General features: G+C 41.2%; 27 protein-coding genes and 1 pseudogene. 3 read left to right on the top strand and 25 right to left on the bottom strand.

The window, feature by feature from the left end:
• Window positions 1-2: 2 nt before the first annotated feature.
• The 20 genes and pseudogenes from NYE79_RS03550 to NYE79_RS03455 all read right to left on the bottom strand — a co-directional run bounded on the left by NYE79_RS03550 (window position 3) and on the right by NYE79_RS03455 (window position 17,017).
• Complete coding sequence (locus NYE79_RS03550; protein WP_000051178.1) at window positions 3-203, bottom strand: CsbD family protein; 201 nt, start codon at window positions 201-203, stop codon at window positions 3-5.
• A gap of 101 nt (window positions 204-304) precedes the next feature.
• A complete protein-coding gene (locus NYE79_RS03545; protein ID WP_049477473.1) occupies window positions 305-955 on the bottom strand; it encodes a DUF1803 domain-containing protein in 651 nt (216 codons plus the stop codon).
• A complete protein-coding gene (locus tag NYE79_RS03540; protein ID WP_049477472.1) occupies window positions 939-1,451 on the bottom strand; it encodes a YiiX/YebB-like N1pC/P60 family cysteine hydrolase in 513 nt (170 codons plus the stop codon). The genes NYE79_RS03545 and NYE79_RS03540 overlap by 17 nt, the downstream gene beginning before the upstream one ends.
• A gap of 85 nt (window positions 1,452-1,536) precedes the next feature.
• The gene (locus NYE79_RS03535) at window positions 1,537-2,472 is read right to left on the bottom strand and encodes a manganese-dependent inorganic pyrophosphatase (RefSeq protein ID WP_000036035.1); all 936 of its coding nucleotides are present in this window, start codon (window positions 2,470-2,472) and stop codon (window positions 1,537-1,539) included.
• An 84-nt stretch (window positions 2,473-2,556) separates the two neighbouring features.
• Window positions 2,557-2,841: a GIY-YIG nuclease family protein gene (locus tag NYE79_RS03530; protein ID WP_125413052.1), complete on the bottom strand. Its 285-nt coding sequence runs from the start codon at window positions 2,839-2,841 to the stop codon at window positions 2,557-2,559.
• Window positions 2,831-3,580: a tRNA1(Val) (adenine(37)-N6)-methyltransferase gene (locus NYE79_RS03525; RefSeq protein ID WP_125413051.1), complete on the bottom strand. Its 750-nt coding sequence runs from the start codon at window positions 3,578-3,580 to the stop codon at window positions 2,831-2,833. Before NYE79_RS03525 ends, NYE79_RS03530 begins: the two co-directional genes overlap by 11 nt.
• Before the next feature lie 53 nt (window positions 3,581-3,633).
• Window positions 3,634-3,993 carry a S1 RNA-binding domain-containing protein gene (locus NYE79_RS03520; protein ID WP_000689619.1) on the bottom strand — a complete coding sequence of 120 codons (360 nt, stop codon included), beginning with the start codon at window positions 3,991-3,993 and terminating at the stop codon, window positions 3,634-3,636.
• Window position 3,994: 1 nt separating this feature from the next.
• On the bottom strand, window positions 3,995-5,395 hold the full coding sequence (locus tag NYE79_RS03515) for a bifunctional Cof-type HAD-IIB family hydrolase/peptidylprolyl isomerase (protein WP_339293790.1): 1,401 nt from the start codon (window positions 5,393-5,395) through the stop codon (window positions 3,995-3,997).
• A 122-nt stretch (window positions 5,396-5,517) separates the two neighbouring features.
• Window positions 5,518-6,621, bottom strand: a complete 1,104-nt coding sequence (locus tag NYE79_RS03510; RefSeq protein WP_251463687.1) for a glycosyl hydrolase family 8 — start codon at window positions 6,619-6,621, stop codon at window positions 5,518-5,520.
• An 8-nt stretch (window positions 6,622-6,629) separates the two neighbouring features.
• Complete coding sequence (locus NYE79_RS03505) at window positions 6,630-7,940, bottom strand: glycosyltransferase (RefSeq protein WP_000625492.1); 1,311 nt, start codon at window positions 7,938-7,940, stop codon at window positions 6,630-6,632.
• A gap of 142 nt (window positions 7,941-8,082) precedes the next feature.
• A pseudogene (locus tag NYE79_RS03500) lies at window positions 8,083-8,862 on the bottom strand (hypothetical protein).
• A gap of 6 nt (window positions 8,863-8,868) precedes the next feature.
• Entirely contained in the window at window positions 8,869-10,017 is a 1,149-nt protein-coding gene (gene wecB / locus NYE79_RS03495) for a UDP-N-acetylglucosamine 2-epimerase (non-hydrolyzing) (protein WP_251463683.1), read from the bottom strand.
• Window positions 10,018-10,455: 438 nt separating this feature from the next.
• Window positions 10,456-10,965 (bottom strand): GNAT family N-acetyltransferase, encoded by a 510-nt coding sequence (locus NYE79_RS03490; protein WP_002875475.1) that lies wholly within the window; start codon window positions 10,963-10,965, stop codon window positions 10,456-10,458.
• A 382-nt stretch (window positions 10,966-11,347) separates the two neighbouring features.
• Window positions 11,348-11,587, bottom strand: a complete 240-nt coding sequence (gene rpsR / locus NYE79_RS03485; RefSeq protein ID WP_000068664.1) for a 30S ribosomal protein S18 — start codon at window positions 11,585-11,587, stop codon at window positions 11,348-11,350.
• A 31-nt stretch (window positions 11,588-11,618) separates the two neighbouring features.
• Complete coding sequence (gene ssbA, locus NYE79_RS03480) at window positions 11,619-12,089, bottom strand: single-stranded DNA-binding protein SsbA (RefSeq protein ID WP_000609595.1); 471 nt, start codon at window positions 12,087-12,089, stop codon at window positions 11,619-11,621.
• An 11-nt stretch (window positions 12,090-12,100) separates the two neighbouring features.
• On the bottom strand, window positions 12,101-12,391 hold the full coding sequence (gene rpsF / locus NYE79_RS03475; RefSeq protein ID WP_001151782.1) for a 30S ribosomal protein S6: 291 nt from the start codon (window positions 12,389-12,391) through the stop codon (window positions 12,101-12,103).
• A gap of 134 nt (window positions 12,392-12,525) precedes the next feature.
• Complete coding sequence (locus NYE79_RS03470; RefSeq protein WP_070683872.1) at window positions 12,526-13,731, bottom strand: MFS transporter; 1,206 nt, start codon at window positions 13,729-13,731, stop codon at window positions 12,526-12,528.
• A 125-nt stretch (window positions 13,732-13,856) separates the two neighbouring features.
• Window positions 13,857-15,203, bottom strand: coding sequence for an asparagine--tRNA ligase (gene asnS / locus NYE79_RS03465; protein ID WP_162279079.1), 1,347 nt, complete (start codon window positions 15,201-15,203; stop codon window positions 13,857-13,859).
• A gap of 149 nt (window positions 15,204-15,352) precedes the next feature.
• Window positions 15,353-16,531: a pyridoxal phosphate-dependent aminotransferase gene (locus tag NYE79_RS03460; RefSeq protein ID WP_251463680.1), complete on the bottom strand. Its 1,179-nt coding sequence runs from the start codon at window positions 16,529-16,531 to the stop codon at window positions 15,353-15,355.
• 9 nt (window positions 16,532-16,540) lie between these two features.
• On the bottom strand, window positions 16,541-17,017 hold the full coding sequence (locus NYE79_RS03455; protein WP_000776860.1) for a DUF5590 domain-containing protein: 477 nt from the start codon (window positions 17,015-17,017) through the stop codon (window positions 16,541-16,543).
• Between the two features lie 118 nt (window positions 17,018-17,135).
• Between NYE79_RS03455 and NYE79_RS03450 the strand changes: the two genes are divergently transcribed.
• Both NYE79_RS03450 and NYE79_RS03445 read left to right on the top strand, forming a co-directional pair.
• A complete protein-coding gene (locus NYE79_RS03450; RefSeq protein ID WP_000816318.1) occupies window positions 17,136-17,582 on the top strand; it encodes a MarR family transcriptional regulator in 447 nt (148 codons plus the stop codon).
• Between the two features lie 91 nt (window positions 17,583-17,673).
• Window positions 17,674-18,222, top strand: a complete 549-nt coding sequence (locus NYE79_RS03445) for an NADPH-dependent FMN reductase (RefSeq protein WP_049478798.1) — start codon at window positions 17,674-17,676, stop codon at window positions 18,220-18,222.
• Between the two features lie 31 nt (window positions 18,223-18,253).
• Here the strand turns inward: NYE79_RS03445 and yaaA are convergent, their stop codons facing one another.
• From yaaA to NYE79_RS03420, 5 genes are all read right to left on the bottom strand, one after another.
• Window positions 18,254-18,982 carry a peroxide stress protein YaaA gene (yaaA, locus tag NYE79_RS03440; RefSeq protein WP_049519067.1) on the bottom strand — a complete coding sequence of 243 codons (729 nt, stop codon included), beginning with the start codon at window positions 18,980-18,982 and terminating at the stop codon, window positions 18,254-18,256.
• A gap of 79 nt (window positions 18,983-19,061) precedes the next feature.
• On the bottom strand, window positions 19,062-19,193 hold the full coding sequence (locus NYE79_RS03435) for a DUF3953 domain-containing protein (protein ID WP_239683584.1): 132 nt from the start codon (window positions 19,191-19,193) through the stop codon (window positions 19,062-19,064).
• Window positions 19,194-19,279: 86 nt separating this feature from the next.
• Window positions 19,280-20,875 carry a hypothetical protein gene (locus tag NYE79_RS03430; RefSeq protein ID WP_339293789.1) on the bottom strand — a complete coding sequence of 532 codons (1,596 nt, stop codon included), beginning with the start codon at window positions 20,873-20,875 and terminating at the stop codon, window positions 19,280-19,282.
• 11 nt (window positions 20,876-20,886) lie between these two features.
• Window positions 20,887-21,297: a peptide deformylase gene (locus NYE79_RS03425; protein WP_216728695.1), complete on the bottom strand. Its 411-nt coding sequence runs from the start codon at window positions 21,295-21,297 to the stop codon at window positions 20,887-20,889.
• A gap of 104 nt (window positions 21,298-21,401) precedes the next feature.
• Window positions 21,402-24,098 (bottom strand): HAD-IC family P-type ATPase, encoded by a 2,697-nt coding sequence (locus NYE79_RS03420; protein ID WP_216728696.1) that lies wholly within the window; start codon window positions 24,096-24,098, stop codon window positions 21,402-21,404.
• Between the two features lie 315 nt (window positions 24,099-24,413).
• Here NYE79_RS03420 and NYE79_RS03415 point away from each other — a divergent pair, with 315 nt between their 5' ends.
• Complete coding sequence (locus NYE79_RS03415; RefSeq protein WP_216728697.1) at window positions 24,414-25,607, top strand: cation diffusion facilitator family transporter; 1,194 nt, start codon at window positions 24,414-24,416, stop codon at window positions 25,605-25,607.
• Window positions 25,608-25,619 lie beyond the last annotated feature (12 nt).

Below are 25,619 nucleotides of genomic sequence, written 5' to 3'. Positions count from 1 at the left end.
TTTTAGTCTTCTTTCTTAAATGAATTTTTAAGACCTTCAACGGCACCTTCTACAGCACCTTTAGCATCTTCAACTACTTCTTTTGCTTTCGCAACTGTTTTTTCTACAGCGCCTTCTGCTTCTGTCTTGCTATCGCCAGTAACTTTACCAAATCCTTCTTTGATAGCACCAGTTGCTTGATCCAATTTATTTTCAAGTGACATAGCTCTGTCTCCTTTGCTTTTAATACGATAAACGTTATCGCTTACATTCAGTTTATGCTTATTCTTTAGCAAAGTCAAACAATCTGCTCAAAATGTAGCAATTAAGGAAAATAGAAAGTCAACCGTTCCTTGTCGAAATCAACAATCAACTCATACTTCCCTTCTTCGTTTTGCACAACATAGCCTAAAACGACTAAACTTTCCACAAAGATATCACGGCGTTTCTGCATGAGCTGGTCCTTTTTGAGAAATTTCAGTAAAAAAGTCGTCATATACTTGAGGGCGTACTCAGGATTAACATCTCCTAAAATAGCATAGAGTTCCTGCTGTTTTTCTGTCAAAGGATATTGATTCTTGACCTTGTAGAAATAGTTAGACAGGGTCATCTTTTCTCTAGCAAAATCTGTAGATTCGACTAAAATGGCAGCATTGGTTTGATTGCACAATTCCGTCTCAAAAGTTTTCTCCAGCAAGGCTTGATAAACTGGACTATCCTCTCTGACAAAAATTTCTTGGTCAAGGACCAGACTATCTATTGATTCTAGAAAAGGGAGATTGAGGGAATAGCGTTTATTTTCCCTTCGGATCAATCCTGCCTTTATATACTCTTCCATGAGTTTATCAACTGCCACATCTGGAAACTGGGCCTTGATTTCTCGGAGGATCACATCGTCATGCTGGTCCAGATAGTCCACCAAATCTATAAAAAATGGCTGCCGAGTCAAACGAGATGGATTAAAAATCTGAATCATGAAGATTCCTTTCTTTACATTCTAAAAGGGGGGATGCTGCTAGTTGACTAGGATTGGTCCCTGGTTGATTCAGAGGCACTGGAAGTTCGAGTTTCCTGTAGTATTCCCTCCAAAAATCACTGATCTCCTGCTCCCCGTCCCCAAATTTCATGGGAATAGTTTTAAAAATCGGGAGGATTTCAGCGATATACTGGGAGCAATAAAAGCCAGAACCATCTGGATAAAAAGAGGCATTATAGGGTGCACCCAAATGTTTGCTAGCTCTCTCCTTTACCAAGTCAGCTTCCAGCTCTGGATAGACATAAAGATCGTAAAGATGAGTTGGTTCAAAAAATTCAGCCGGTTCTTGACAAATGACACCAGCTTTCCCACTAGCATGGTAGATGAAACCGTCCAAAAAGATGGCTACATGACTATAGTTCCCAGTAGAAGCCTGGATAGCCTGCCCCATATCTGAAAGATCCTTCACAAAAATCAAATCACCATTTTCTAACATCTTTCTCTCCTAGAAAAAAAGGAGCCGAAACCCCTTTAGCTATATAGAAAACACCGTTTTCTATTTTGAAATAACACCCAAAATCTTAAGCATTAAAGCTTTCAGTCAACTGAGGCACCACTTGTTTCTTACGTGAAACAGCACCTGGAAGGAAAGCGTGATTGTTTTCAAGTTTGAAGTTGAAGGCTGCTTCCACCTTGTCCATGTTTGATCCAAGAGCAAGGATTTCTGAGTTTGAGTTGACGATGTCTGTAATCATCAAGACAAAGTCTGAGTAGCCGTTTGCTGCATTAGCTGCTTGCATTGCTGCTTCGATTTCAGCTTGACGTTCCAAGACTTCAGCAATATCAACTGTATTGACTTGGGCAACACGAACCTTATTTCCGTTGAGTTCAAAAGTCTTAGCATCGATATCAATCAATTCTTCAGCAGATTTGCTAGCCAAGTTAGTACCAGCCTTGAGCATAGCAAGACCGTACTCTTCCAAGTTGACGCCTGCTAATTCTGCCAATTCTGGAGCAATGACTTTATCAGATGGGTGAGTTGTTGGAGATTTCAAAAGAAGGGTATCTGAAATCAAACCTGAAAGCATCAAACCTGCGATTTCTTTAGGAACTGCCACACCATGTTCTTTGAACATGCGGTAAACGATAGATGAAGCTGATCCAACTGGTTCCAAGCGCATGTAGAGTGGGCTTGCAGTTTCAAAATTAGCCACACGGTGGTGGTCCACAACTCCGTAAACTTCTACTTCTGCGATATCTGATACAGATTGTTGGAATTCATTGTGGTCAGTCAAGATGACTTGCTCTGCACCTTCTGCTTTAGCAGATGTGATGACGCGTGGTGCTTCTACACCAAAATAGTTCAATACGAAAGCTGTTTCTTCATTTGGAGTTCCAAGAGCCACCGCTTCTGTATCCAAACCGTATGCTTCTTTTGCAAGATAAGCAAAAGCTACAGATGAACCAATAGCATCTGAGTCTGGATTTTGGTGACCAAATACTAGAATCTTAGACATGATAATACCTCGTTTCTTTATTCTCTTTATTGTAGCATTTTTTTCGCTTTTTGACAAAAGTAAGAGGAGTCAAAGGACTCCTCATTACAAGTCAAAAGAATCGACTAAATTTCTATTTTGATTCTCTTTGAAATAATTTTCTTTTTGCATACGTGTCTTGCGCTTGAAAAGAGCTTCGGCAGACATGGCATCTTCCTTACTGGCAAAACCCTCTACATAGATGAGTTTGACTGGCAAGCGAGCTCGGGTATACTTGGCTCCCTTACCACTATTATGAACGGCAAGGCGCCTCTTCACATCCGTTGTATAGCCCGTATAGTAAGACTCGTCGCGGCACTCCACCACATACATATAGGCTTTATGATCCATAGTAAATCTCTTGAATTTCTGGTGTATAGGAACCATCATCATTGTGAACAATGAGTGGTGGTAAGACCTTAAAGCCACTGGTCGAGCCATCCTTGATAGCTTCGATTAAGAGCATATTGGCCTCCTTCTCTCGTTTAGGATAGACAAATTGCAGGCGCTTAGGTGCCAAATTGTGGCGTTGAAGCATGTCCAAGATATCCAAGAGCCGATCAGGACGATGGACCATGGCCAAACGACCATTAGACTTGAGAATACTCTGAGCACTTCGGCAGATTTCTTCTAGGTTAGTCGTAATTTCGTGTCTGGCCAGAAGGTAGTGCTCACTCTCGTTCAGATTAGAATGCGGATCCACCTTAAAATAAGGCGGATTGCACAAAATCATATCCACCTTACTTCCCTGAATGTGGGCAGGCATATTTTTCAAATCATCACAGATGACCTGCATCTGCTCTTCCAAGCCATTCAACTGAACCGAACGCTCTGCCATATCCGCCAAGCGCTCCTGAATCTCTACAGATATTATCCGCGCCTGAGTACGTGAACTAGCAAAAAGTCCCACTGCACCATTTCCAGCACAAAAGTCCACAATTAAACCCCGTTTAGGGAAGCGAGGAAAGCGCGATAAAAGAACACTATCCACCGAATAGCTAAACACCTCTCTATTTTGAATGATCTTGATATCTGTCGAAAAGAGCTGATTGATTCGCTCTCCTGGTTTTAATAATTGTTCTTCTTTCATACTTTCATTATAACAGATTATGTTAATATTACAAATGATTTAAATAATCGTATTTATGGCTTCTTCTTTAAATGCTCTAGTGCCTCACGCGTCCAAACAGGCATCATTCGCCCAAGTGGTGCAAAACCGTGCTTGATCCGATCATTTGAAAAACGTCTCCGTCTTGGCAATTGATGTTTTTCCTCTTCCAGAGTACGGATAGAAAGACTAGCCTTCCCAGTGTATTCGTCAAAATCCACCACCTGAACTTGGACTTCATCACCAATTTTTAAAATGTCATAGATATTTTCAATAAATCCCGTCCGAATCTCCGAGATGTGAATCAGCCCTGTCACCCCTGTCTCTAACTCGACAAAGGCACCATAGGGCTGAATTCCTGTAATACGCCCAGTTAGCTTATCACCAATTTTCATTCTAGTCCTCAATTTCAATCGTTTCAATTACTACATCTTCAACTGGTTTGTCCATTGCGCCAGTCTCAACAGCTGCAATGGCATCCAAGATCGCAAATGATTCAGCATCTACCAACTGCCCGAAAACAGTATGGCGGCGGTCAAGGTGAGGAGTTCCACCTTGTTCTGCATAGATCTCAGCGATTGGTTCAGGCCAGCCACCACGCGCAATCTCTTTCTTAGAGTACGGCAAATGTTGGTTTTGTACGATAAAGAACTGGCTACCATTGGTATTTGGACCCGCATTGGCCATAGAAAGGGCACCACGGATATTGTAGAGTTCTTCTGAAAATTCATCTTCAAAAGAGTCACCATAGATTGACTCGCCACCCATACCAGTACCAGTTGGGTCTCCACCTTGGATCATAAAGTCCTTGATAATACGATGGAAAATGACACCATCATAGTAACCATCTTTAGACAGAGCAACAAAGTTGGCCACTGTTTTAGGAGCATGTTCAGGGAAGAGCTTGATACGCAAGTCTCCGTGATTTGTTTTAATGGTCGCTAGCGGACCTTCTACTGTTTCAATGTCTACTTGTGGGAAATGCAATTCTTTTTCTACCATACCAAATCTTTCTAAGGCATCAAAAATGCCATCTTCTTCTACTGTTTTTGTAATATAATCTGCTTTTTCTTTGATTTTTTCATGGGAAACTCCCATGGCAATACTGATTCCAGCATAATCAAAGAGTTCCAAGTCATTGAGCCCATCCCCAAAGACCATAACATTCTCTGGTTTCAAGCCTAGATGTTCTACAACCTTGGCTACACCAGTTGCTTTGGATCCTGAAATCGGCACGATATCAGATGAATGTTCATGCCAACGCACCATGCGAAGTTTAGCAGAGAGACTATCTGGTAACCGCAAGTCATCCCCTTTATCCTCAAAGGTCCACATCTGGTAAATATCTGCTTTTTCATGAAAATCTGGATCCACATCCAAGTTCGGATAAATCGGGTCAATAGCCTCACTGATCAGTTCTGTTCGCGTGGAGAGTTTGGCGTCATGACTACCAACCAAGCCGTACTCAGTTCCCTCTCGCTTAGTCCAAGAGATATACTCATCAACATCTGACTTGTCAATCTGATGCTGATAAATGACCTGGCCTTTTTTATCTTCGATATAAGCCCCATTCAGAGTTACAAAAAAGTCTAGCTTGAGCTCACGAATCTCTGGAACGACACCGAAAATACCACGCCCAGAGGCAATTCCTGTTAAAATTCCTTTTTCACGTAACTGTTTAAAGACAGTGGGAATTGTAGCTGGAATAAAACCTTTCTTTGACGTACGCAAGGTATCATCAATATCAAAAAAGACGATTTTAATCTTCTTTGCCTTGTATTTTAATTTTGCATCCATCTCTCTACCTCTTTTTTATCACTCCTTCCATTATACCATAAAGCTGATGAAATTCCCTTTTTGAAAAAAGATGAAAATCCTATCAAAAAGAGAGCCAGTAAAACTAGCCCTCTCTTTTCATCCTAGAACATCTCTAGAGCAATCATGGTAATCATCGTTGCATCATAGTAGTTGTCCAAAGGTAAATCTTGTGTGAAAATGTATTTATTTTGCTGAAGAAGTTTTAGATAACCTTCTCCCTTGTCAGATGCATAGGTAATCGGTGCCAAGAAACTACCTGCCTGGTATTGATTGAGGGCAGATCCATTCAAGTCATATCCAGCATAAATGCGTTGCTCTTTCATAAAGAAATCCATCATCTTTTGAACGAGTTTTTGGCTTCTTTCATCCTGGCTCTGTGACAAGTGATAAGGCAAACGGCAAGCGTTATAAGAATACGCTCCATCGTATTGAGATTCGATAGTATTGGCATCAACAAGGCGTGCCCCTGACTTCTCAGCCCAGATAAAGTCTGGCAAGAGACCCGTATCAGAATGAGAACTGATTTGCTCCAATTGCCCAAGCATCTTATCCTTAACATCTAACCACTGTTTATTTCCAGTCAGGTCATAGAAAGATTGGAAATAGTGAGGAAGAGTATCAGACGTCCGCATCAAGTAATAATAATCGGAATCCTTGTTTGCCCAGTTCCCTACTGTTAGGACACCTGTCTCTTCATTATAATTGTATCGAAGAATATCTTCTAAGATTTTTTTAGCTTGCGCTTGGTATTCCTGTGCTTTATCAGGCCACTGCTTGGCAGCTTCAATCAAAGAATAAGCGATGTAGAGATCCCCATCAGTTGCGTTCTGCTTCTCAACCGTTTCGCTATCATTTGTGATCACTTGCTTCCAAGACATCAACTGCGTTCCCTCAATACGATGATTTTGATAATAGCGATAAAGACTCTCAAAATCTGCTTGTGTTGCTTGCCCTTTTTGGGCTGCTAAAACCGTTATGAGCATGCCGTAACTCTGGGCTTCTGATAAAACTGTTGTTTCCTCAGAATCATTCGTCGTACGAACATAAGACTGATCGCCTTTTGTAACAAGGAACTGTTGGCTCCATTGGCTGTAAATTCGATTACGCATCTCGATTTTAGTCCTTCCTCTCACTAAAAACAAGGCTAAACAAAAGATAGAAAGGATGAGCACAAACCAGACATATTTTAATTTATTCGTTTTCATAGAACCTCCTATCCTGCAAATCGTTTAGTTTTAACCCACTTGGTTTCTTTTCGTCGGAGTACTTTATCCAGCACGATTGAAGAAATGGAATCAACGGATACAACGATAAACATCTGTGCATAAGAGAAATAGGCTGCCAAGGCCAACCAGATTTGTTTAGTCGTCGCTTGTCCAAACTGACTTGCTAATGCTGTCATAATTTGCATCAGATAAAGACCAATCATGAGAATCCAGTTGAAGAGCATGAGCTGGGCGATGTAGATATTATCCGCATCAAAAGCAAATGGAACTCTGACATCTGGGAAGAAAAGATTAAGGCAGATTGCTAGCACATTCGCTAGGAAAATCAAATCCGATAGGACAATGGCAAAGTTAAACCAAAAGAAAACACAAGAATAGTTAAAGACTTCTAGTTTAACGCGCCAGTTTGCTCTGCCAAATAAATGCTTAAAGTTCGAGAGAACAACTTCATAATTTCCTTTCGCCCAACGTTTACGCTGCATATAGTAACTCTTTAAGGTCTCAGGTTCTTGTTGGAAAGCCTCTGAATTATAGGCAAGGGCAATTAATTTACCACTCTGCATGATTTTGAAGGAAATATCGGTATCCTCGGTTAAGGCACCATTTTTCCAACCACCGATGCTCTTTACAAAGTCGGTTTGAATGATAAAGTTGGTTCCTGGGATACGCCCAATTTTAAAGAGATGCCACATCCCAACGTGGTGCACGCGCTGAGTAACAACGATCTCTTGGTTGATACAACGAGTCAAGAAATTTTGATTGGCATTTCGAGTCTTGTTGCGGCCGAAAGATGCCACATGACGTTCTGGATCCTTCATCACTTCTTTCACAAGGAAATAAAGAGCATTTTTTTCAGGCATGGCATCTGCATCATAGACACAGATGTATTCACCTGTTGCCATCTCCAAAGCATCATTTAGAACGCCCGCTTTTCCTCCCGTACCAGTACGGTCGATAATGGTTAGATTTCTTCCTGCATATTCAGGCATGGCTTGTACAGACAAACATTCTGCATAGGTGTTATCCGAACAGTTATCCGCAAATAAGAGCAACTCCACACGGTCGTGAGGATAGTTCATATCCAAGATAGCTTTTGCCGTCTGCGCAATAACTACATCCTCATTATGTGCAGGAACAACAATGGTGACCTTAGGATAATAAGGTAGCGGCGAAGTGTCTACACGAAAATCACTGTGTTTAAACCAAAAGTGTACTGCCGAAAAGAGAATTACCAAGCCCCATGCTAGAGAAATCCAAATTGTAAGCAAGGTAAAAATCATTAACATTTGACTAATCATGATTCACCGCCTTAAAATTTTTGTTTACTCGGTGGTAAAGAATATTGTATGCAATAAATAGTATGATAAAACAAATGCCAAAGACGAGACTGAGTCCCAAAGCAATACCAAAAAATAGTTCGGTTAAAGTCATGTTTCCCTCCTAATATTCTACAATTACATCTGTCTCTAGTTGACGTTTGAGATGACTGGCGACATCCGTGTAGTCTTGGTATTTATCTTTATTATCAGAGTTAATCACCAAATAGCCTGTTTGGAACTAAATTCCTTGATTGCCATCTTCTCCATGAAAAACTAAACTGCTCAGTTTCTCCTGCAAACCATTCAAATAAAGTTCCTTCAAAGAATGTTGGCTACTACTCGATAGAACGAGAAAATTACCATCCGAAACGTAATAGAGTTTATCATTGTAGCTCAATTCCTGAGCAATTCCCTCTTGAATACGACTGAGCATCTGGTTATGTTCTTTCGGTTTAATCTGGAAGAACAAATCTTCATGTGCCCAATGAATCAATAAGGACTGTACCATCACATCACTTTGTTCAGTGACCATCGCTTGGTAATCTGCTCGAGCTTCGTCTTCCTGTTCTTGGACCTTTGAGATCACCTTGAAGAAATAATAACGAACCTTAAGTAGAATCCCAATCAAAATTGGAAAACTGATTAATAAGAAGATCAGTTGAATGATTGGGATATAAACCACACCCGCAACCAAAACGATAAGTCCAAAACCAAATGCTAAGATAAGGGTCCAAGTAAGTAAAAGGTCAGATAATACCAACACTGCAAACAAGGCTAAAGCTAAAAACAAGATTTGTTCTAAAATGATTGCTCGAGCATACAAAAAACAAAGCACCAAAAGAATGACCTCACAAGCAAGCAAAGCCATAAGCCAGTTTTTAAATTGACTCCAATTTTTCATTTTATCTTATTTCCCCCCTTTGAATTCAGATACAGAAGTTGCTGCCCCAAAGTACTGTTGAATGGATTGTACGATTCGTTCAGAGGCTCTTCCATCTCCATAAGGATTTGGTGCCTGAGACATTTGTCTATAAAGAGTTTCATCTGTTAAGAGTGCTGCCATAGCGTCTTTGACACGTACTGGATTCGTACCAACTAGCTTCAAGGTTCCTGCACGAACACCTTCTGGACGTTCCGTCGTGTCACGAAGAACAAGGACAGGTTTGCCGAGAGAAGGCGCCTCTTCCTGAACACCTCCAGAGTCAGTCATGATAAAATAGCTTCTTGAAGCCAAATTATGAAAATCAAGTACATCTAAAGGCTCAATCAAGTGAATGCGGTCATGACCAGCTAGAATATCCTTTGCTGCTTCTTGCACAGCAGGGCTAAGATGAACAGGATAAACAACTTCAATTTCCTGATGAAGATCGACCATCTCACGTAAAGCTGTAAAGACATTTCTCATTGGATGACCTTGATTCTCACGACGATGCATGGTTACCAATACAAGTTTCTTATCTGGATCCAATTGATCTAGAACTTCATGATAGTAATCCGATTGAACGGTTAGTTTCAATGCATCAATGGCTGTATTCCCCGTAATGACAATAGCAGACTCAGGGTGATTTTCCTTGAGGAGATTTTCTTTACTCTCACTAGTTGGAGCAAAATAAAGATCCGCTAGGTTATCAGTCATCTGACGATTCATTTCTTCTGGAAAAGGAGAATACTTATCAAAGGTCCTTAGACCAGCTTCAACGTGGCCGATACGTACCTGATTATAGAAAGCAACTAAACTTGCTGCAAAAGTTGTCGTTGTATCTCCATGAACAAGAATCATATCTGGAAGTTCTTGCTTAACAACTGGATCAAACTTTTCTAAAATTTTTCCAGTAATATCTAAGAGGGATTGATTTTTCCCCATAATATCCAGGTCATAATGTGGCTCGATGCTAAAAGTTTCAAGAACTTGATCTAGCATTTGACGATGCTGAGCTGTCACAACTGTGATTGTCTCAATGCTGTCACTATGTTTTTGCAATTCTAACACTAAAGGGGCCATTTTAATAGCTTCTGGTCGTGTTCCAAAAACAACCATCACTTTCAGTTTCTTCATTATGCTATCCTTCTACTATAACAAAATTTGACATATCAGATTAATCTTTATATCGAATTATTGCGCAAATCAATTAATTTGATTATCTTAATTATTTTACCGTCAATTAATTTATATGTCAAATTTTTTCCAAATTATATTATTGCATTTAATTTAATTTTAACAATTTGTAACCTTTTTGTAACAATATTATTTACAACCTTTAAAAAGCCTTATTTTAGGAAATTTTAAGACTTTTTCAAAAGAATCCGTATTTTAAAAAACTAAACCTTATATGTTTTTTTCGATATTTATTTTTATCTTGATATTTCAAACAATTATATTTTGTCACTTTGAGAAATAAATTAAACAATTTCAAACAAAAAAATCCCTTTTTCGAATGAAAAAGGGACTGTGATTGTTTACTATATTTAAAATTTAAATCTTATAAAATCTGTCTTAAAACAAATTTTTCGACAGATACAAGACCAATTCTCCGATATCTTCACAAACCGCATTCATGGCCGGTTGATGGTTCTGATACCAAACACCCGTCCCATCTGGAATATAGCCTCGTTTGATGTACAATCTCTGGGCAGGTCCATACCCTGAATGGAGCCCAACACCAAGGGTCACCTTATCTGATATGAGCCTAACTCGTTTTTCTGCTTCTTCCAGCAAGAGATTTCCAATACCTTGATTTTGAAAGGGCTCAAAGACATTGAAATCTGAAAGTTCTGGAGCCATTCCAGCAAAGGGACCCTGCTTAGCATCGGGTAAAATCGTAATGTAACCCGCTACAGCACCCTCAACCTCTGCAACTAAGACTTCTCTCTCCCCACTTTCTTGCTCCTTAAAGTATCGAGTTAAAATCTCCTCTCTACTTGGCCAACCTTGGCTGATAAATCCTCGAGATAGATCTTGTATGTCAGATTCTTGCATTTTTCTAATTGAACATATCGTCTTCATAAGTTGCTCCTTTATAGCTTTCTCCTACCATTATAGCACGATAATAAAGATTAAAAGAAAAACCTAGTAAGATAAAAGAATCTTACTAGGTCAACAGGGAATCCTTTCTAACAAAGTCCCATAAAAATCTGAAAAAGAGGTCCACCCAGACCGAACTCGCCTTCTCATTTCCATGCTCGTGAAAAAAAGACCCGTAAGGGTCTTAATTCGCTTTCTTATTTCCGAGCTCATGAAAAAGAGGTCCACTGGACCTCAACTCGCTCTCTCATTTCCATGCTCGTGAAAAAAAGACCCGTAAGGGTCTGAAAAAGAGGTCCACCCAGACTGAACTCGCCTTCTCATTTCCATGCTCGTGAAAAAAAGACCCGTAAGGGTCTTTTCTTTAATCTTCGTTTACGAAAGGCATCAAAGCCATTACGCGAGCGCGTTTGATAGCTGTTGTTACTTTACGTTGGTTTTTAGCTGAAGTTCCTGTTACACGACGAGGAAGGATTTTCCCACGTTCTGAAACGAAACGGCTAAGAAGCTCAGTATCTTTGTAATCAACATATTCAATTTTGTTTGCTGCGATGTAATCAACTTTTTTACGGCGTTTGAATCCGCCACGACGTTGTTGAGCCATGTTTTTTCTCCTTTATAGTATTAATTGTCCATTAGAATGGTAAATCATCATCTGAAATGTCCAATGGATTGGTTGCTCCAAATGGATTTTCAGAACGTGAAAAGTCTGGTACTGGGTTTGCAGGTGCTGATTGGCCAGCAGTTGGTGCAGAATAAGCGCCACCTGAATGTCCTTCACGCACTCCGCGGCTTTCCAACATTTGGAAATTCTCAGCCACGACTTCTGTTACGTAGACACGTTGTCCTTGCTGGTTATCGTAACTACGAGTCTGGATACGGCCTGTGATCCCGATAAGAGAGCCTTTTTTAGCCCAGTTAGCAAGATTTTCAGCCTGTTGGCGCCACATAACGACATTGATGAAATCAGCCTCACGTTCGCCATTTTGACTCTTAAATGTACGGTTTACTGCAAGAGTAAAAGTCGCAACTGCTACATTTGATGGGGTATAACGCAACTCAGCGTCACGTGTCATACGCCCTACAAGTACAACATTGTTAATCATAATTTACCTTCTTACGCGTCAAGTTTGACGATCATGTGACGAAGAATGTCAGCGTTGATTTTTGAAAGACGGTCAAACTCTTTAAGAGCTGCGTCGTCGTTTGCTTCAACGTTAACGATGTGGTAAAGTCCTTCACGGAAATCTTGGATTTCGTATGCAAGACGACGTTTTTCCCATGATTTTGATTCAACAACAGTTGCACCGTTGTCAGTCAAGATAGAGTCAAAACGTGCTACCAAAGCGTTTTTCGCTTCTTCTTCAATGTTTGGACGAATGATATAAAGAATTTCGTATTTAGCCATTGATATTTCCTCCTTTTGGTCTAATGACCCCTAGTCTTTGCAAGGGGTAAGTGAGGTTTGCTCACAATAAACTATTATACTAGAAAAACTGATAGATAGCAAGTAAAAAAGATAAAAGTGAAAAAATAACTTTATTACTTAGAAATAACATCCTCTTCCAGTTTCAAAGCTCCAGCCATCTCTTTCAAAATGAAAAATAGCAAAAAGCTGGCTAGTACTAAAATGAGCCCTAAGTAAAGGAAGGCTACTACAAATCCTAGATAATCAATCAACCATCCCGTCAGAGGAAAAATGATAATCATGCTTAGGCTGAACATCATAGAGTAGACACTTAGCATGGTTGCCCGTACCTCACTTGGGAGTCGCTTTTGTAAATCATTATCAAAAATCGGCTGAAAGAGAGCATATAAGGCGTTACTGATCAAATAAACCAAAATATAAATCAGCGGCGTACCAAAGTAGGAAAGCAAATAAGTTCCTCCCGTCAAGAGTACAAGAATGGGAAAGAGTTTTAAGGCTGAATACTTCTTTCCAATCTTACTTGCTAGATAAACTGCCCAGATATTCAAAACACTGCCCATCAACATGACCATCGAAATCTGCCACCCTTCTAAGTCAGGAAGTTGATTTTGATAGTAAAAATAAAACATGCACATCAGTGTCCCGATGATTTGGGAAAGAATCATCCAACTAAAAAGACTGGGGTTTCTCCGCAACTCCTCTTTGACAGTCCAGATTATTTTTTTCATCGTCAAACGCTCAGATTTTTGCGCTTTAACACTAGGCTCTTTTAGCATCCAAGTTAGGAAAAGAACGATTATAGAAGTAACAATCATGATATAGTAGGTCAAGTGCAATTGACCATGGACAAAAAATCCCGCTAAAACGGTCCCCAAAGACCGAGTCCCTTCTGCGACTCCTGACATAAAACTGGAGATAGACAAGTAGCGCTCTTTTAATCCAGCCTCCACAGCCGAATCATAAACCATGGCTGCACTCGTCCCCGAATCAAAATTATAAGACAAGGCACTCACCACCATAGCGAGTGCGTAAATCCAAAAATTACCTTGCCCTGCTAACATGAGAATAGACGAGGCAATCCCAGCTATTCGACTTAAATATAGATTGGTTTTATAGGAATAGCGGTCAGCTAACATTCCTGAGGGAATTTCACAGATGACACTGGTGGCATGAAAAATACTTTCCAATAAGCCAATCTGCCAAAGCGACATCCCGTTTTGACTGAGAAATAGAATCCAAAAGCTGGTAATGCCCAGAAAGGCAAAAAATTCCACACCAGCCATGAGACCGATATTCTTCCGGTAATTTCGTTTAAACATAGTTTCTCCTTTAACAAGTGTATTTGTATCTTTGTGTTTGTCACTTGTTAAGCTGTGCTTTACATGTTCTCCACCTCTTCTTTCTTCTACTTTGAAAAAACGCCCTAAGGGCGTTTGGATTCATTTTATGGTTTGATACGATGCAACATACGTGGGAATGGAATGGCTTCACGGATGTGTTTGGTTCCAGCTGCGAAGGTTATCATACGCTCGATACCGATACCAAATCCTCCGTGTGGAACTGTACCGTATTTACGAAGGTCAAGATAGAATTCATACTCTGTACGATCCATACCAAGTTCATCCATCTTAGCTACAAGGGCATCGTAGTCTTCCTCACGCATAGAACCACCGATGATTTCTCCGTAACCTTCTGGTGCGAGCAAGTCTGCACAAAGCACGCGCTCTGGATTTCCAGGAACTGGTTTCATGTAGAAGGCCTTGATAGCTGCTGGGTAGTTCATAACAAATGTCGGCACACCAAAGTGGTTTGAAATCCACGTTTCGTGTGGTGAACCAAAGTCATCGCCATGTTCCAAATGCTCGTAGTCAGCATCTTCATCGTTTTCATGCTCTTGCAAGAGGTCAATGGCTTGATCGTAAGTGATGCGTTTGAATGGCTCTGCAATGTAGCGTTTCAAGAGCTCTGTATCACGTTCCAAGGTTTCCAAGGCTTGAGGTGCACGGTCAAGGACACCTTGAAGAAGGGCTTTTACGTAAGCTTCTTGCAAATCAAGTGACTCATCGTGTGTCAAGTAAGAATACTCTGCGTCCATCATCCAGAACTCAGTCAAGTGACGGCGCGTTTTTGATTTCTCCGCACGGAATACTGGACCAAAGTCAAAGACACGGCCAAGAGCCATAGCTCCTGCTTCTAGGTAAAGTTGACCTGATTGGCTCAAGTAGGCTGGCGTTCCAAAGTAGTCAGTTTCAAAGAGTTCAGTTGAATCTTCTGCCGCATTTCCTGAAAGAATTGGGCTATCAAACTTCATGAAGCCGTTCTTGTCAAAGAACTCATAAGTTGCATAAATGATAGCGTTACGGATTTGCATCACAGCCACTTGCTTGCGAGAACGGAGCCACAAGTGACGGTTGTCCATCAAGAAGTCTGTTCCGTGTTCTTTTGGTGTGATAGGGTAGTCTTGAGATTCACCGATCACTTCGATGTCTGTAATATCCAACTCATAGCCAAACTTAGAACGTTCGTCTTCTTTGACAATTCCTGTCACATAAACAGAAGTTTCTTGACTCAAGTGTTTGATCGTTTCAAATTTTTCAAGACCTACCTCTTCACCAAATTTTTCTACAAAGTTTGGTTTAAAGGCTACACCTTGGAAGAAGGCTGTTCCATCACGCAATTGCAAGAAGGCAATTTTCCCTTTTCCTGATTTATTGGCAACCCAGGCTCCGATGGTCACTTCTTGACCAACGTAGTCTTTTACATCGATAATTGTTACACGTTTTGTCATAATCTATCTTCCTTTTTTCGTTTAACTTGTCCGAAGACATCATTACCCACTATTTTACCATAAATAGAATGTGATAGCTAGGTTCTACTAGAGAAAAATCGCGAGATTTTCGTTACAAAAAATCTTCGCCAAAAAGGCGAAGATTCTAAGTTTTATTTTTCCATAAATTGATGCAAACGACGAATCGCTTCTTTCAAGGTGTCCAAGTCAGTTGCATAACTGAGACGAACATTTTCTGGCGCCCCAAATCCTGCTCCTGTAATCAAGGCAAGACCGACTTCTTCAAGGATAGCTGTTGTAAACTCCGTAACATCGGTATAGCCCTTCATCTCCATCGCTTTCTTAACATTTGGGAAAAGATAAAAGGCTCCTTGGGGCTTGACAACTTCAAATCCTGGCACTTGGCACAAGAGAGGGTAAATAGTGTTCAAACGTTCCTCAAAAGCCTGACGCATGGTTTCGACAGAGTCTTGTGGCCCAGTTAGGGCTTCAATGGTAGCATATTGCGATACGGCAGTCAGATTGGAGGTTGTTTGTCCTGTTAGTTTGCTCATAGCAGCGATAATCTCAGGATTTCCCACAGCATAACCTACCCGCCAACCAGTCATGGCATAGGCCTTAGATACACCGTTAATCACGATGGTTTGCTTGCGAATAGCTTCTGACAAACTAGAGATTGGAACAAATTCATTCCCGTTATAAACCAAACGACCATAAATATCATCTGCTAGGATAAGGACATCATGCGCAACAGCCCAATTTCCAATAGCCATGAGTTCCTCACGAGAGTATATCATACCGGTCGGATTCGATGGTGAATTGAGAACCAAGACCTTGGTCTTATCTGTTCGGGCTGCTTCTAGCTGCTCTACTGTTACTTTAAAGTGATTGTCTTCCTTGGCCTGGACAAAGACTGGCACTCCTTCTGCCATTTTGACCTGGTCTCCATAGCTGACCCAGTATGGTGTAGGGATGATGACTTCATCACCTGGATTGACCACAGCCATAAAGAAGGTGTAGAGAGAGAACTTAGCACCAGTGGCAAAGGTAACCTCGTTAGCCGCTACGGAATACCCGTAGTAGCGTTCAAAATAGGTATTAACCGCAGCCTTTAAATCTGGCAGACCTGAAGCAACTGTATAAAAGGAAGCTCGTCCATCTCGAATCGCTTCTATCGCTGCATCCTGAATGTTTTCAGGAGTATGGAAATCAGGCTGTCCCAAGGTTAAGAAAAGAACATCCTTTCCCTGAGCTTTTAATGCTTTGGCTCTTGCATCACTAGCTAGAGTGACGCTTTCTTCCATTTCTAGTACACGTTTGGATAGTTTCATATGCCCTCCTTATTGGATCACTGCTCCTGTTTCAAAGTCGACCAGATAGTACTGGTTTCCTGACTTAACTTCCCAAATCGGCTTGTCCTGATAACGACCAAAGGTAATCTTGTCAATGTCGCTAGCTCCTTTTTCCCTCGAAATAGTCGCTGCCTTGTCTTGAGAAATCCCCTTATCAAGCTGATAGACATAAATCTTGTGGTCGTTCTTTTCAATCAGTACGGCAATGGCCTCTTGCTTTTTATTATGTCCTAAAACGCTGTAATAACCTTCTAGTCCATTATAAAAATCAACCTGATCTGCCTGTTCCAATTCTGCATACTGCTTGGCTAGTTTTTCTCCCTCAACTCTAGCATCTTGATAGGGTTTCATGCTGAGTGATATCAGATAAAGAAAGGATCCAGTTAGCACCAGAAGTACCAGAGAAATGCCGATTCCATACTGTAAAAGTAGCTTGTTTTTTGCTTTTTTCTGTCTTAGTTTCACTCGTCTATTTTACCATCTCTCCTCTTTTATTACAAGTGAAGATAGAAACATTCTAAGATTCTTTTCCTATAAAATGTAAGTTCTTGTTTTTCTCTCTCATTATTGATAAAATAACCTTATGAAACAATATTTGAAAGAGAAAATTTCCGATAATCAATTAGACTTAAAAACAGCTATCGTCCTCAATAAAGCCATACGAACTTTTAAACCTTATGAAGCCAAAGCTGCTAAAGAACACGGGCTAACACCCACCCAATTTTCAGTTTTGGAAACCCTCTATAGCAAGGGGGAACTACGCATTCAGGATTTGATTGAAAAAATGTTAGCCACTTCTGGAAACATGACTGTCGTCATTCGAAATATGGTTCGAGATGGGTGGATTTCTAGAACTTGCGACCCCAAGGATCGTCGATCCTTTTTCCTGAAATTAACACCTGCAGGACGCAGAAAAATCGAAGAGGTTCTTCCTGACCATATCGATTCTATCGTAGAAGCACTCAGCATCTTGGAAGATGGCGAAAAGGAAGACTTAATCCGCATTTTAAAAAAATTTAAAAATTTGTGAGCAAAATTATTGCTAATTAGTATTATTTGTTGTAACATAGATGGTAACAAAAGAGTTCGCTCTTTGAATTTTAAACTAAAGGAGACACATCATGTCTAAAAAAGTATTATTTATCGTCGGTTCACTACGCCAAGGTTCTTTCAACCACCAAATGGCCCTCGAAGCTGAAAAAGCACTTGCTGGAAAAGCGGAAGTTAGCTATCTTGATTACTCAGCTGTTCCTCTCTTCAGCCAAGATTTGGAAGTTCCAACTCATCCAGCTGTAGCTGCTGCTCGTGAAGCAGTCCTTGCTGCGGATGCGATCTGGATCTTCTCTCCAGTCTACAACTTCTCTATCCCTGGAACAGTGAAAAACTTGCTTGACTGGCTCTCTCGTGCCCTTGACTTGTCTGATACACGTGGCGCTTCTGCCCTCCAAGACAAGTTTATTACTGTCTCTTCTGTAGCCAATGCCGGTCACGATCAACTCTTTGCTATTTATAAAGACCTCTTGCCATTTATCCGTACACAAGTCGTTGGTGACTTTACAGCTGCTCGTGTCAATGACTCTGCTTGGGCAGATGGAAAATTGGTGTTAGAAGAAGCAACTGCTTCATCACTTGCAAAACAAGCGGACGACCTTCTTGCAGCCATCAACTAATCCAACAAAAACCAGCTCGAATGAGCTGGTTTTATGCTTGTTTCACAAAGACGAGTTCTAAATCACTTGATAAATCAGGTCGGTAGTCAAAGCCGGCAAAGCGGAGCTTGCGAGCTTGTTTGACTGTATGGACTTGCCCCTCTATCAAGGCGGTCAAAAAGGCGCCACGGGCTTTTTTTGAAATGGTTGAGTGGATTTTCAGCTGACCTGCCTTGTCCTCCATAAATTTGAAGGTCACCATCTTTTCTCTGATTTCCTTCGAAAATACGGTTTCAAACTCTGATGATAGGAGTGAGAATATCAAATTCTCATCCTGAAGTGCCTCATCATAGGCTGACTTCCAATGACTCTTTAAAGTCTTACCAGCAACTTTTAACTTCATCAAAAAGTCCAAACGGTGAGGAGCCATGGGCGACAAGGCGGGGACAACACCGTATAAAGCCGAGGTAATTAGGACATGATTTTCAAGATAGGTTTGTTCAGCTTCGGTTAACCCATTTCGTTTGATGTGACGATACATGAGACCATCGAAAAGTTTCAAGGCTGGATAATGTTTAGCCCTGTGTTCTTTTAAAGCTTGAATATGGCCGTACTCTTCTTCTGCTTTCTCGACAGATACCTTATAAAAAGTCTCTAATTCACTAGCTGAATAATTCGCCAGTGAGTAAAGGACTGCCTGACTTTCTTCCCTCAAAGGGAGCGCTTCGATACAAGGATGGTCTGTGTTCATTTCTTTTGCTGTTGGGATTAAAATTTTCATATTGTTAGTGTAGCATATTTTTCAACCACAACCAAGAATTTCATCTTAAAAACCTCGGTTCATACCGAGGTTTCTCTGTTTATTTTGGCCATCCTAACCAGATAGCCACGAGAACAAAGGCTGTGCCAGCTAAGCTTGTTAAGATAGATAAGAATTTATCTTTTTTCTCCTTGAACTGAGAAAACCTATTTTTATACTCAATGAAAATCAAAGAGCAAACTAGGAAGCTAGCCGCAGGCAGTACTTGAGTACGGCAAGGCGACGCTGATGTAGTTTGAATTTGATTTTCGAAGAGTATTATTGTACGTTAAAGGTTTTGAGGTAATTATCTTTTCCAACTTGACCTTCAAAGGATTGCCCATTTTCAAGGTAAGGAAGGTCGTCTGACACGGAAGCCTTGACCTTATAAATCTTGCCATCAACTTTAAAGAAATAGACGGTATCCCCCTTGATGACAGCTGATTTAAGATCTGAAACCACTCCCTTGATGTTTTCTACCGTTTCATTATCCAGCTCGAGGTCGTTTTTATTGGCATACTTGCTGAGGAGTTCATCTACCGTAGTTGCTACGATAACGTTTTGGTACTCCACTGCATCGACCAATGCATACTCCTTGACCAAGCCTGCATTGTCCTTCAAGCCCATGATATAGAGTGGTTTGTCATTGAGATTGACAAGGATAGGGAAGGTAGCCTTATATGCTTTTTCCTGCACTGCTCCTTCTGCGGAAGCACGGGCTGATTCTTCGGTTGCTGATGCTAGATTGTACTTGGTGATTTCACCAGTGCGCATATTTTCAAGGATAAATCCTAGATTACTTTCGTCAGCATTTGCTGAAGTCACCCCTGTGTAGAGATAAATGTCATTTCCGATAGAAAGATAGTTATAGCCCTCTGTCGTTTGGGTGACGTTTTTCTTAGAAATCAAGGCATTCCAGAAGCCGTCTTTATACTTGCCGTTGTAGTTGATTTGCTCGATTGTTTCTTCTGCTGGATAAACACGATCCACCCATTCTGGCACTTCATCCAACCTGTATTCCTTGGTTTCTCCATTAGTGGCGTCTAAGATAATAACAGATGAAGGACGAGGGACTCCTAGACCAAATTGCTTTTGATAAACTGTTGCTACATAGAAGGGATTGCCTTCATCATCCACCTCAAAGGATGGCGTTTTAAAAATCTTGGTCGGATACTTAATCCGAAGATGACGTTTGACATCGCGGTTAAAATACTCGGAGTCTGAATACTTCATCGGTGTTTTCAAGTCCACTAATTCCGCATTTCCTGTCACCATATCAACCTTGATATACTCGCCAATCCCCTTGGACTGATTATTAAACCATTTGATTGGGTCAGCATACTCCAAGGGTGTTACCCGATAGGGTTTGCCATCGACCGTCAGCTGGGTATAAGTATCTGCTGCTACGTACTGGGAGACCTTATCCGTCAGAGAGCCCAGATAACGGTCTCCAATCTTTTCTGCAGTACTCCGATCTAGGATTGGAACCTTACTGGTATCACTCTTAGGAAAATCTTTAAAATCTTTTTCGGTGATGGACACCACATTAGCATAATTTTTTGCTTGGAAAAAGCTAGAGGTTACTAGGCTTACCAGACCAGCAAGGGCAAACATGATACCTGCAGTCAGAAACAATCCTCTACTAAGTTTGGTAAAAAGGAATCCTTCTAGATTGAGATCTTTGGCAGCTTTGCCATGACGTACATGAACAGTTTTGAGGAGATTGGTATCCTTGCGGAAACTAAACAAAATCCCCATCACCACCAAATGCCCACAGAGAAAGAAGATGAATTCCCAGCTAGTTAGATTAAAGGGTGGTAAAAAGATATACCATGTCGTTGCGATAAAAACAAGTTCAAAAAGTATACGTTTCATCTGAATTCCTCCTAAATAATCCGTCCTTCCAAATGATCCAGTTCATGTTGGCAGATCTGAGCTGGAAAACCTGTTAGCGTAATGGTCTTCTCCTGCCACTTACTATCGCGATAGGAAACCGTAATCGTTTCATAGCGAGTTGTTGGTCGCACCCCAGTCAAAGACAAACAACCTTCCTCAGTCTCGTAAGATCCTTTATAGGAAAGAAGAATGGGGTTAAACATGACCATGGGAACTAGGCTAAGATTAAAGATAATCACGCGCTTCTGCACCCCAATCATATTAGCCGCCAGACCGACACAGGTCTCGCGATTAGCCAGCAGGGTATCCTGCAAATCCTTAGCCAGATAAAGGTCTTCCTGACTTGCAGGTTTCGAGACCTGCGACAAGAATAAGACATCTCGGACAATCTTCTTTTTCATTCTCTTTCACTCCTTGCTATTTTACTTTATTATAGCACAAAAGAGGATAACTTCTAACCATTCTCCTCAAATGCAAAAAAAGCCATCCGAAGATGACTTTCTTTTTAAATCGCGTTCTTATCAAGACCAAGTTTACGTTGAACAAACTTGACGATTTCGACGATAAGTATCATTGAGAAGCTTCCAGCTAGAACAATGGCCCATTGTGACAAGTCCAGTTTGGTTACGTGGAAAATTCCTTCAAGCGGTTCTACGACGATTGTTGCCATGAGAAGGATGAAGGATACCAAGATGGACCAGTTAAAGGTCTTAGACTTGAATGGGCCAACTGTCAAGATGGATTGGTAAACAGACTTGACATTGTAGGCATGGAATAGTTGAATCAAACCAAGGGTTGCAAAGGCCATAGTAAGGGCATCCGCATGAATGGCATGATTGTCACCCACATGAACTGGGTAAGCAATTGCAAGTCCATAAACACTCATAACAATAGCTGCTTGGAGTACACCTTGATAGATGATAGAACTCAAAACACCACCTGAGAAGAAGCTTGCCTTTCGTCCACGTGGTTTATGATTCATGACACCAGGCTCAGCAGGTTCAACACCAAGAGCGATAGCTGGGAAGGTATCGGTTACCAAGTTGATCCACAAAAGATGAACTGGCTGCAAGACGTCCCAACCAAACAAGGTTGATAAGAAGATAGTTAATACTTCAGCAGTATTGGCAGAAAGTAAGTACTGAATAGTCTTTTGAATGTTTGAGAAGACCTTACGTCCTTCTTCAACTGCGACGATAATAGTCGCAAAGTTATCATCTGCAAGAATCATGTCAGAAGCCCCCTTAGAAACCTCTGTACCAGTGATTCCCATACCGATACCGATATCGGCTGTTTTCAGAGCTGGCGCATCATTAACACCGTCACCTGTCATAGCAACAACCTTACCTTGTTTTTGCCAAGCCTTGACGATACGAACCTTGTGTTCTGGAGACACACGGGCATAAACAGAGTATTGACCAACTACTTTTTCAAAGTCTTCATCTGACAGTTCGTTGAGCTCAGCACCAGTTAAAACGTGGCCTTCTGTATCATTTGCATCAATAATTCCCAAACGTTTGGCAATGGCTTCTGCTGTATCTTGGTGGTCACCCGTAATCATGATTGGACGGATTCCCGCTTCCTTAGCGACACGAACAGCTTCTGCTGCTTCGGCGCGCTCAGGGTCAATCATCCCAATCAAACCAGTAAAGATCAAGTTGTTTTCAAGCTCTTCAGAAGTAAGATTTTCTGGAATACTATCGATAATCTTATAAGCACCTGCAAGGACACGCAAGGCTTGGTGAGCCATTTCAGAGTTATTTGTGTGAATTAAGTCATTGACTTGATTATCAATCGGAGCGACATCTCCAGCTTTATCACGAGAAACACAACGTTTCAAGAGTTGGTCAGGAGCCCCTTTGACTGCTACGAGGAATTTACCATCTGGCAATGGATGAACCGTTGACATGAGTTTACGATCTGAGTCAAACGGCAATTCAGCTACACGAGGATATTTCTCTAAGAACCCTTTAACATCGTAGCCCTTGTCCAAGGCATACTGGATGAAGGCTGTTTCCGTTGGATCCCCGATCAGGTTACCTTCAGCATCAATCTTGGTATCATTGGCCAAGACAACCGAACGAAGAAGTGGCATATCTAAGCCAAGTTCAATATCATCAGCTGAGTCATGTAGGACTGCGTCATAGAAGACTTTTTCGACTGTCATCTTGTTCATGGTAAGCGTACCAGTCTTATCAGAAGCGATGATCTCAGTTGAACCAAGAGTTTCAACTGCTGGCAACTTACGAACGATAGAGTTTCGTTTGGCCAAAACTTGAGTACCAAGGGCAAGAACGATGGTCACGATAGCAGGAAGTCCTTCTGGGATGGCTGCAACAGCAAGCGCAACAGAGGTCATCAACTCACCAAGTGGATTTTTACCTTGAATGAAGACTCCAACAACAAAAGTAACAAGGGCAATGACCAAGATAGCATAGGTCAAAACCTTAGAAAGGTTGTTCAAGTTTTGTTTTAGTGGCGTATCTGTCTCATCAGCATCTTGGAGCATGCCAGCGATATGACCCACTTCAGTATACATACCTGTATTGACAACAACACCAAGACCACGACCGTAGGTCACGTTTGAGTTTTGGAAGGCCATATTGACACGGTCACCAATACCAGCATCTGCAGCGAGTTCTACAGTCAAATCTTTTTCAACTGGAACAGACTCACCTGTCAATGCTGCTTCTTCGATTTTAAGAGAATTAGCTTCTAGCAAACGTAGGTCTGCTGGTACGACGTCACCAGCTTCGAGGGCGACGATATCACCTGGCACCAATTCTTTGGAATCAATCTCAGTCATGTGTCCATCACGAATAACGCGAGCAGCTGGACTAGACATAGACTTGAGGGCTTCGATGGCTTCTTCTGCTTTTCCTTCTTGGTAAACACCAAAGGCAGCGTTGATGATAACCACGGCAAGGATAATGATGGCATCTGCAATATCTTCTCCACCAGAAGTTATGACGGACAAGATAGCCGCAGCAATTAGGATGATAATCATCAAATCCTTAAATTGCTCAATAAACTTGACTAGGAGAGATTTTTTCTCACCCTCTTCCAGTTCATTGCGTCCATATTCAGCTAGGCGTTGCTGCGCTTCGCTTGACGAAAGACCTTGCTCAGTTGCTTCAACCGACTTCAAGACCTCTTCAGGACTTTGAGTATAAAACGCTTGGCGTTTTTGTTCTTTTGACATGTGTCTCCTCCTTGACATTGTGTGCAAAACAGACTCTCTTTCTGTCCTATCTTTTCACGACAAACAAAAAGAGACCTGTTAATCATAACAAGTCTCGCTGTTTAAGATAGTGCCGGAAAACATACTTTTCAGTATACAATTCGGAATGACGACACTATCACAGGTTTCTGCCAGCTACTCCCTTGAGTAGTACTATTATATCAAAATTTGAACAATTTTCAAGGGTTTAAATCCGATGAAACAAGACTAAATTTGAATTTTCCTTTGAAAACCAGTATAATGAAAACAGAATCTCAGCACTAGAAAGGAAGTCCGATGAACCAATCCATGTCAAATCTCAAATTGGCAGAACGTGGAGCTATTATCAGTATTTCAACCTACCTCCTCTTGTCTACGGCAAAATTAGCGACTGGCCACCTCCTACATTCTTCCAGTTTGGTAGCGGATGGTTTCAACAACGTATCAGATATTATCGGAAATGTTGCTCTTCTGATCGGTATTCGTATGGCACGCCAGCCTGCAGACCGTGATCATCGTTTCGGTCACTGGAAGATTGAAGATTTGGCTAGTTTGATTACTTCCATCATCATGTTCTACGTTGGCTTTGATGTTCTTCGGGACACCATTCAAAAAATTCTCAGTCGAGAACAGACAGTTATCGACCCTCTGGGTGCAAGTCTAGGAGTCGTCTCTGCGGCAGTCATGTTCGCAGTTTATCTCTATAATACTCGCCTCAGTAAGAAATCCAAGTCCAAGGCGCTCAAGGCTGCCGCCAAGGACAATCTTTCCGATGCTGTCACCTCGCTGGGGACTTCCATTGCTATCCTAGCAAGCAGTTTCAACTATCCTATCGTGGATAAACTGGTTGCTATCATCATCACCTTCTTTATCTTAAAGACAGCCTATGATATCTTTATAGAGTCTTCCTTTAGTCTTTCAGATGGTTTTGACGACCGTCTGCTGGAAGATTATCAGAAGGCCATCATGGAGATTCCAAAGATTAGTAAGGTTAAGTCTCAAAGAGGTCGCACCTACGGTAGCAATATCTACCTTGATATCACGCTGGAAATGAATCCCGATCTATCAGTCTATGAAAGTCACGAAATTGCAGACCAAGTTGAGTCTATGCTAGAAGAACGATTTGGTGTTTTTGATACTGATATCCACATCGAACCTGCTCCTATACCTGAGGACGAGATTTTAGACAATGTCTACAAAAAACTGCTCATGCGTGAGCAATTGATTGACCAAGGAAATCAGCTAGAAGAACTCCTTGCTGAGGACTTTCTCTATATCCGTCAAGATGGAGAGCAGATGGATAAAGTCGCTTATCAAGCCGAAAAAGAACTTAAAGCTACTATTAAGGATATTCAAATCACTTCCATTAGTCAGAAAACCAAGCTCATTTGCTATGAGCTGGATGGTATCGTCCATACCAGTATCTGGCGTCGCCATGAGACTTGGCAAAATATCTTCCACCAGGAAACAAAAAAAGAAGACAGACAGTAACCCTATCCAATG

Origin of the sequence: Streptococcus sp. FSL W8-0197 (assembly GCF_037963785.1) — a bacterium.
Taxonomy (GTDB): domain Bacteria; phylum Bacillota; class Bacilli; order Lactobacillales; family Streptococcaceae; genus Streptococcus; species Streptococcus oralis_CQ.
The sequence above is the reverse complement of the archived record's forward strand: the minus strand, read 5'-3'. Positions and strand labels throughout refer to the sequence as shown.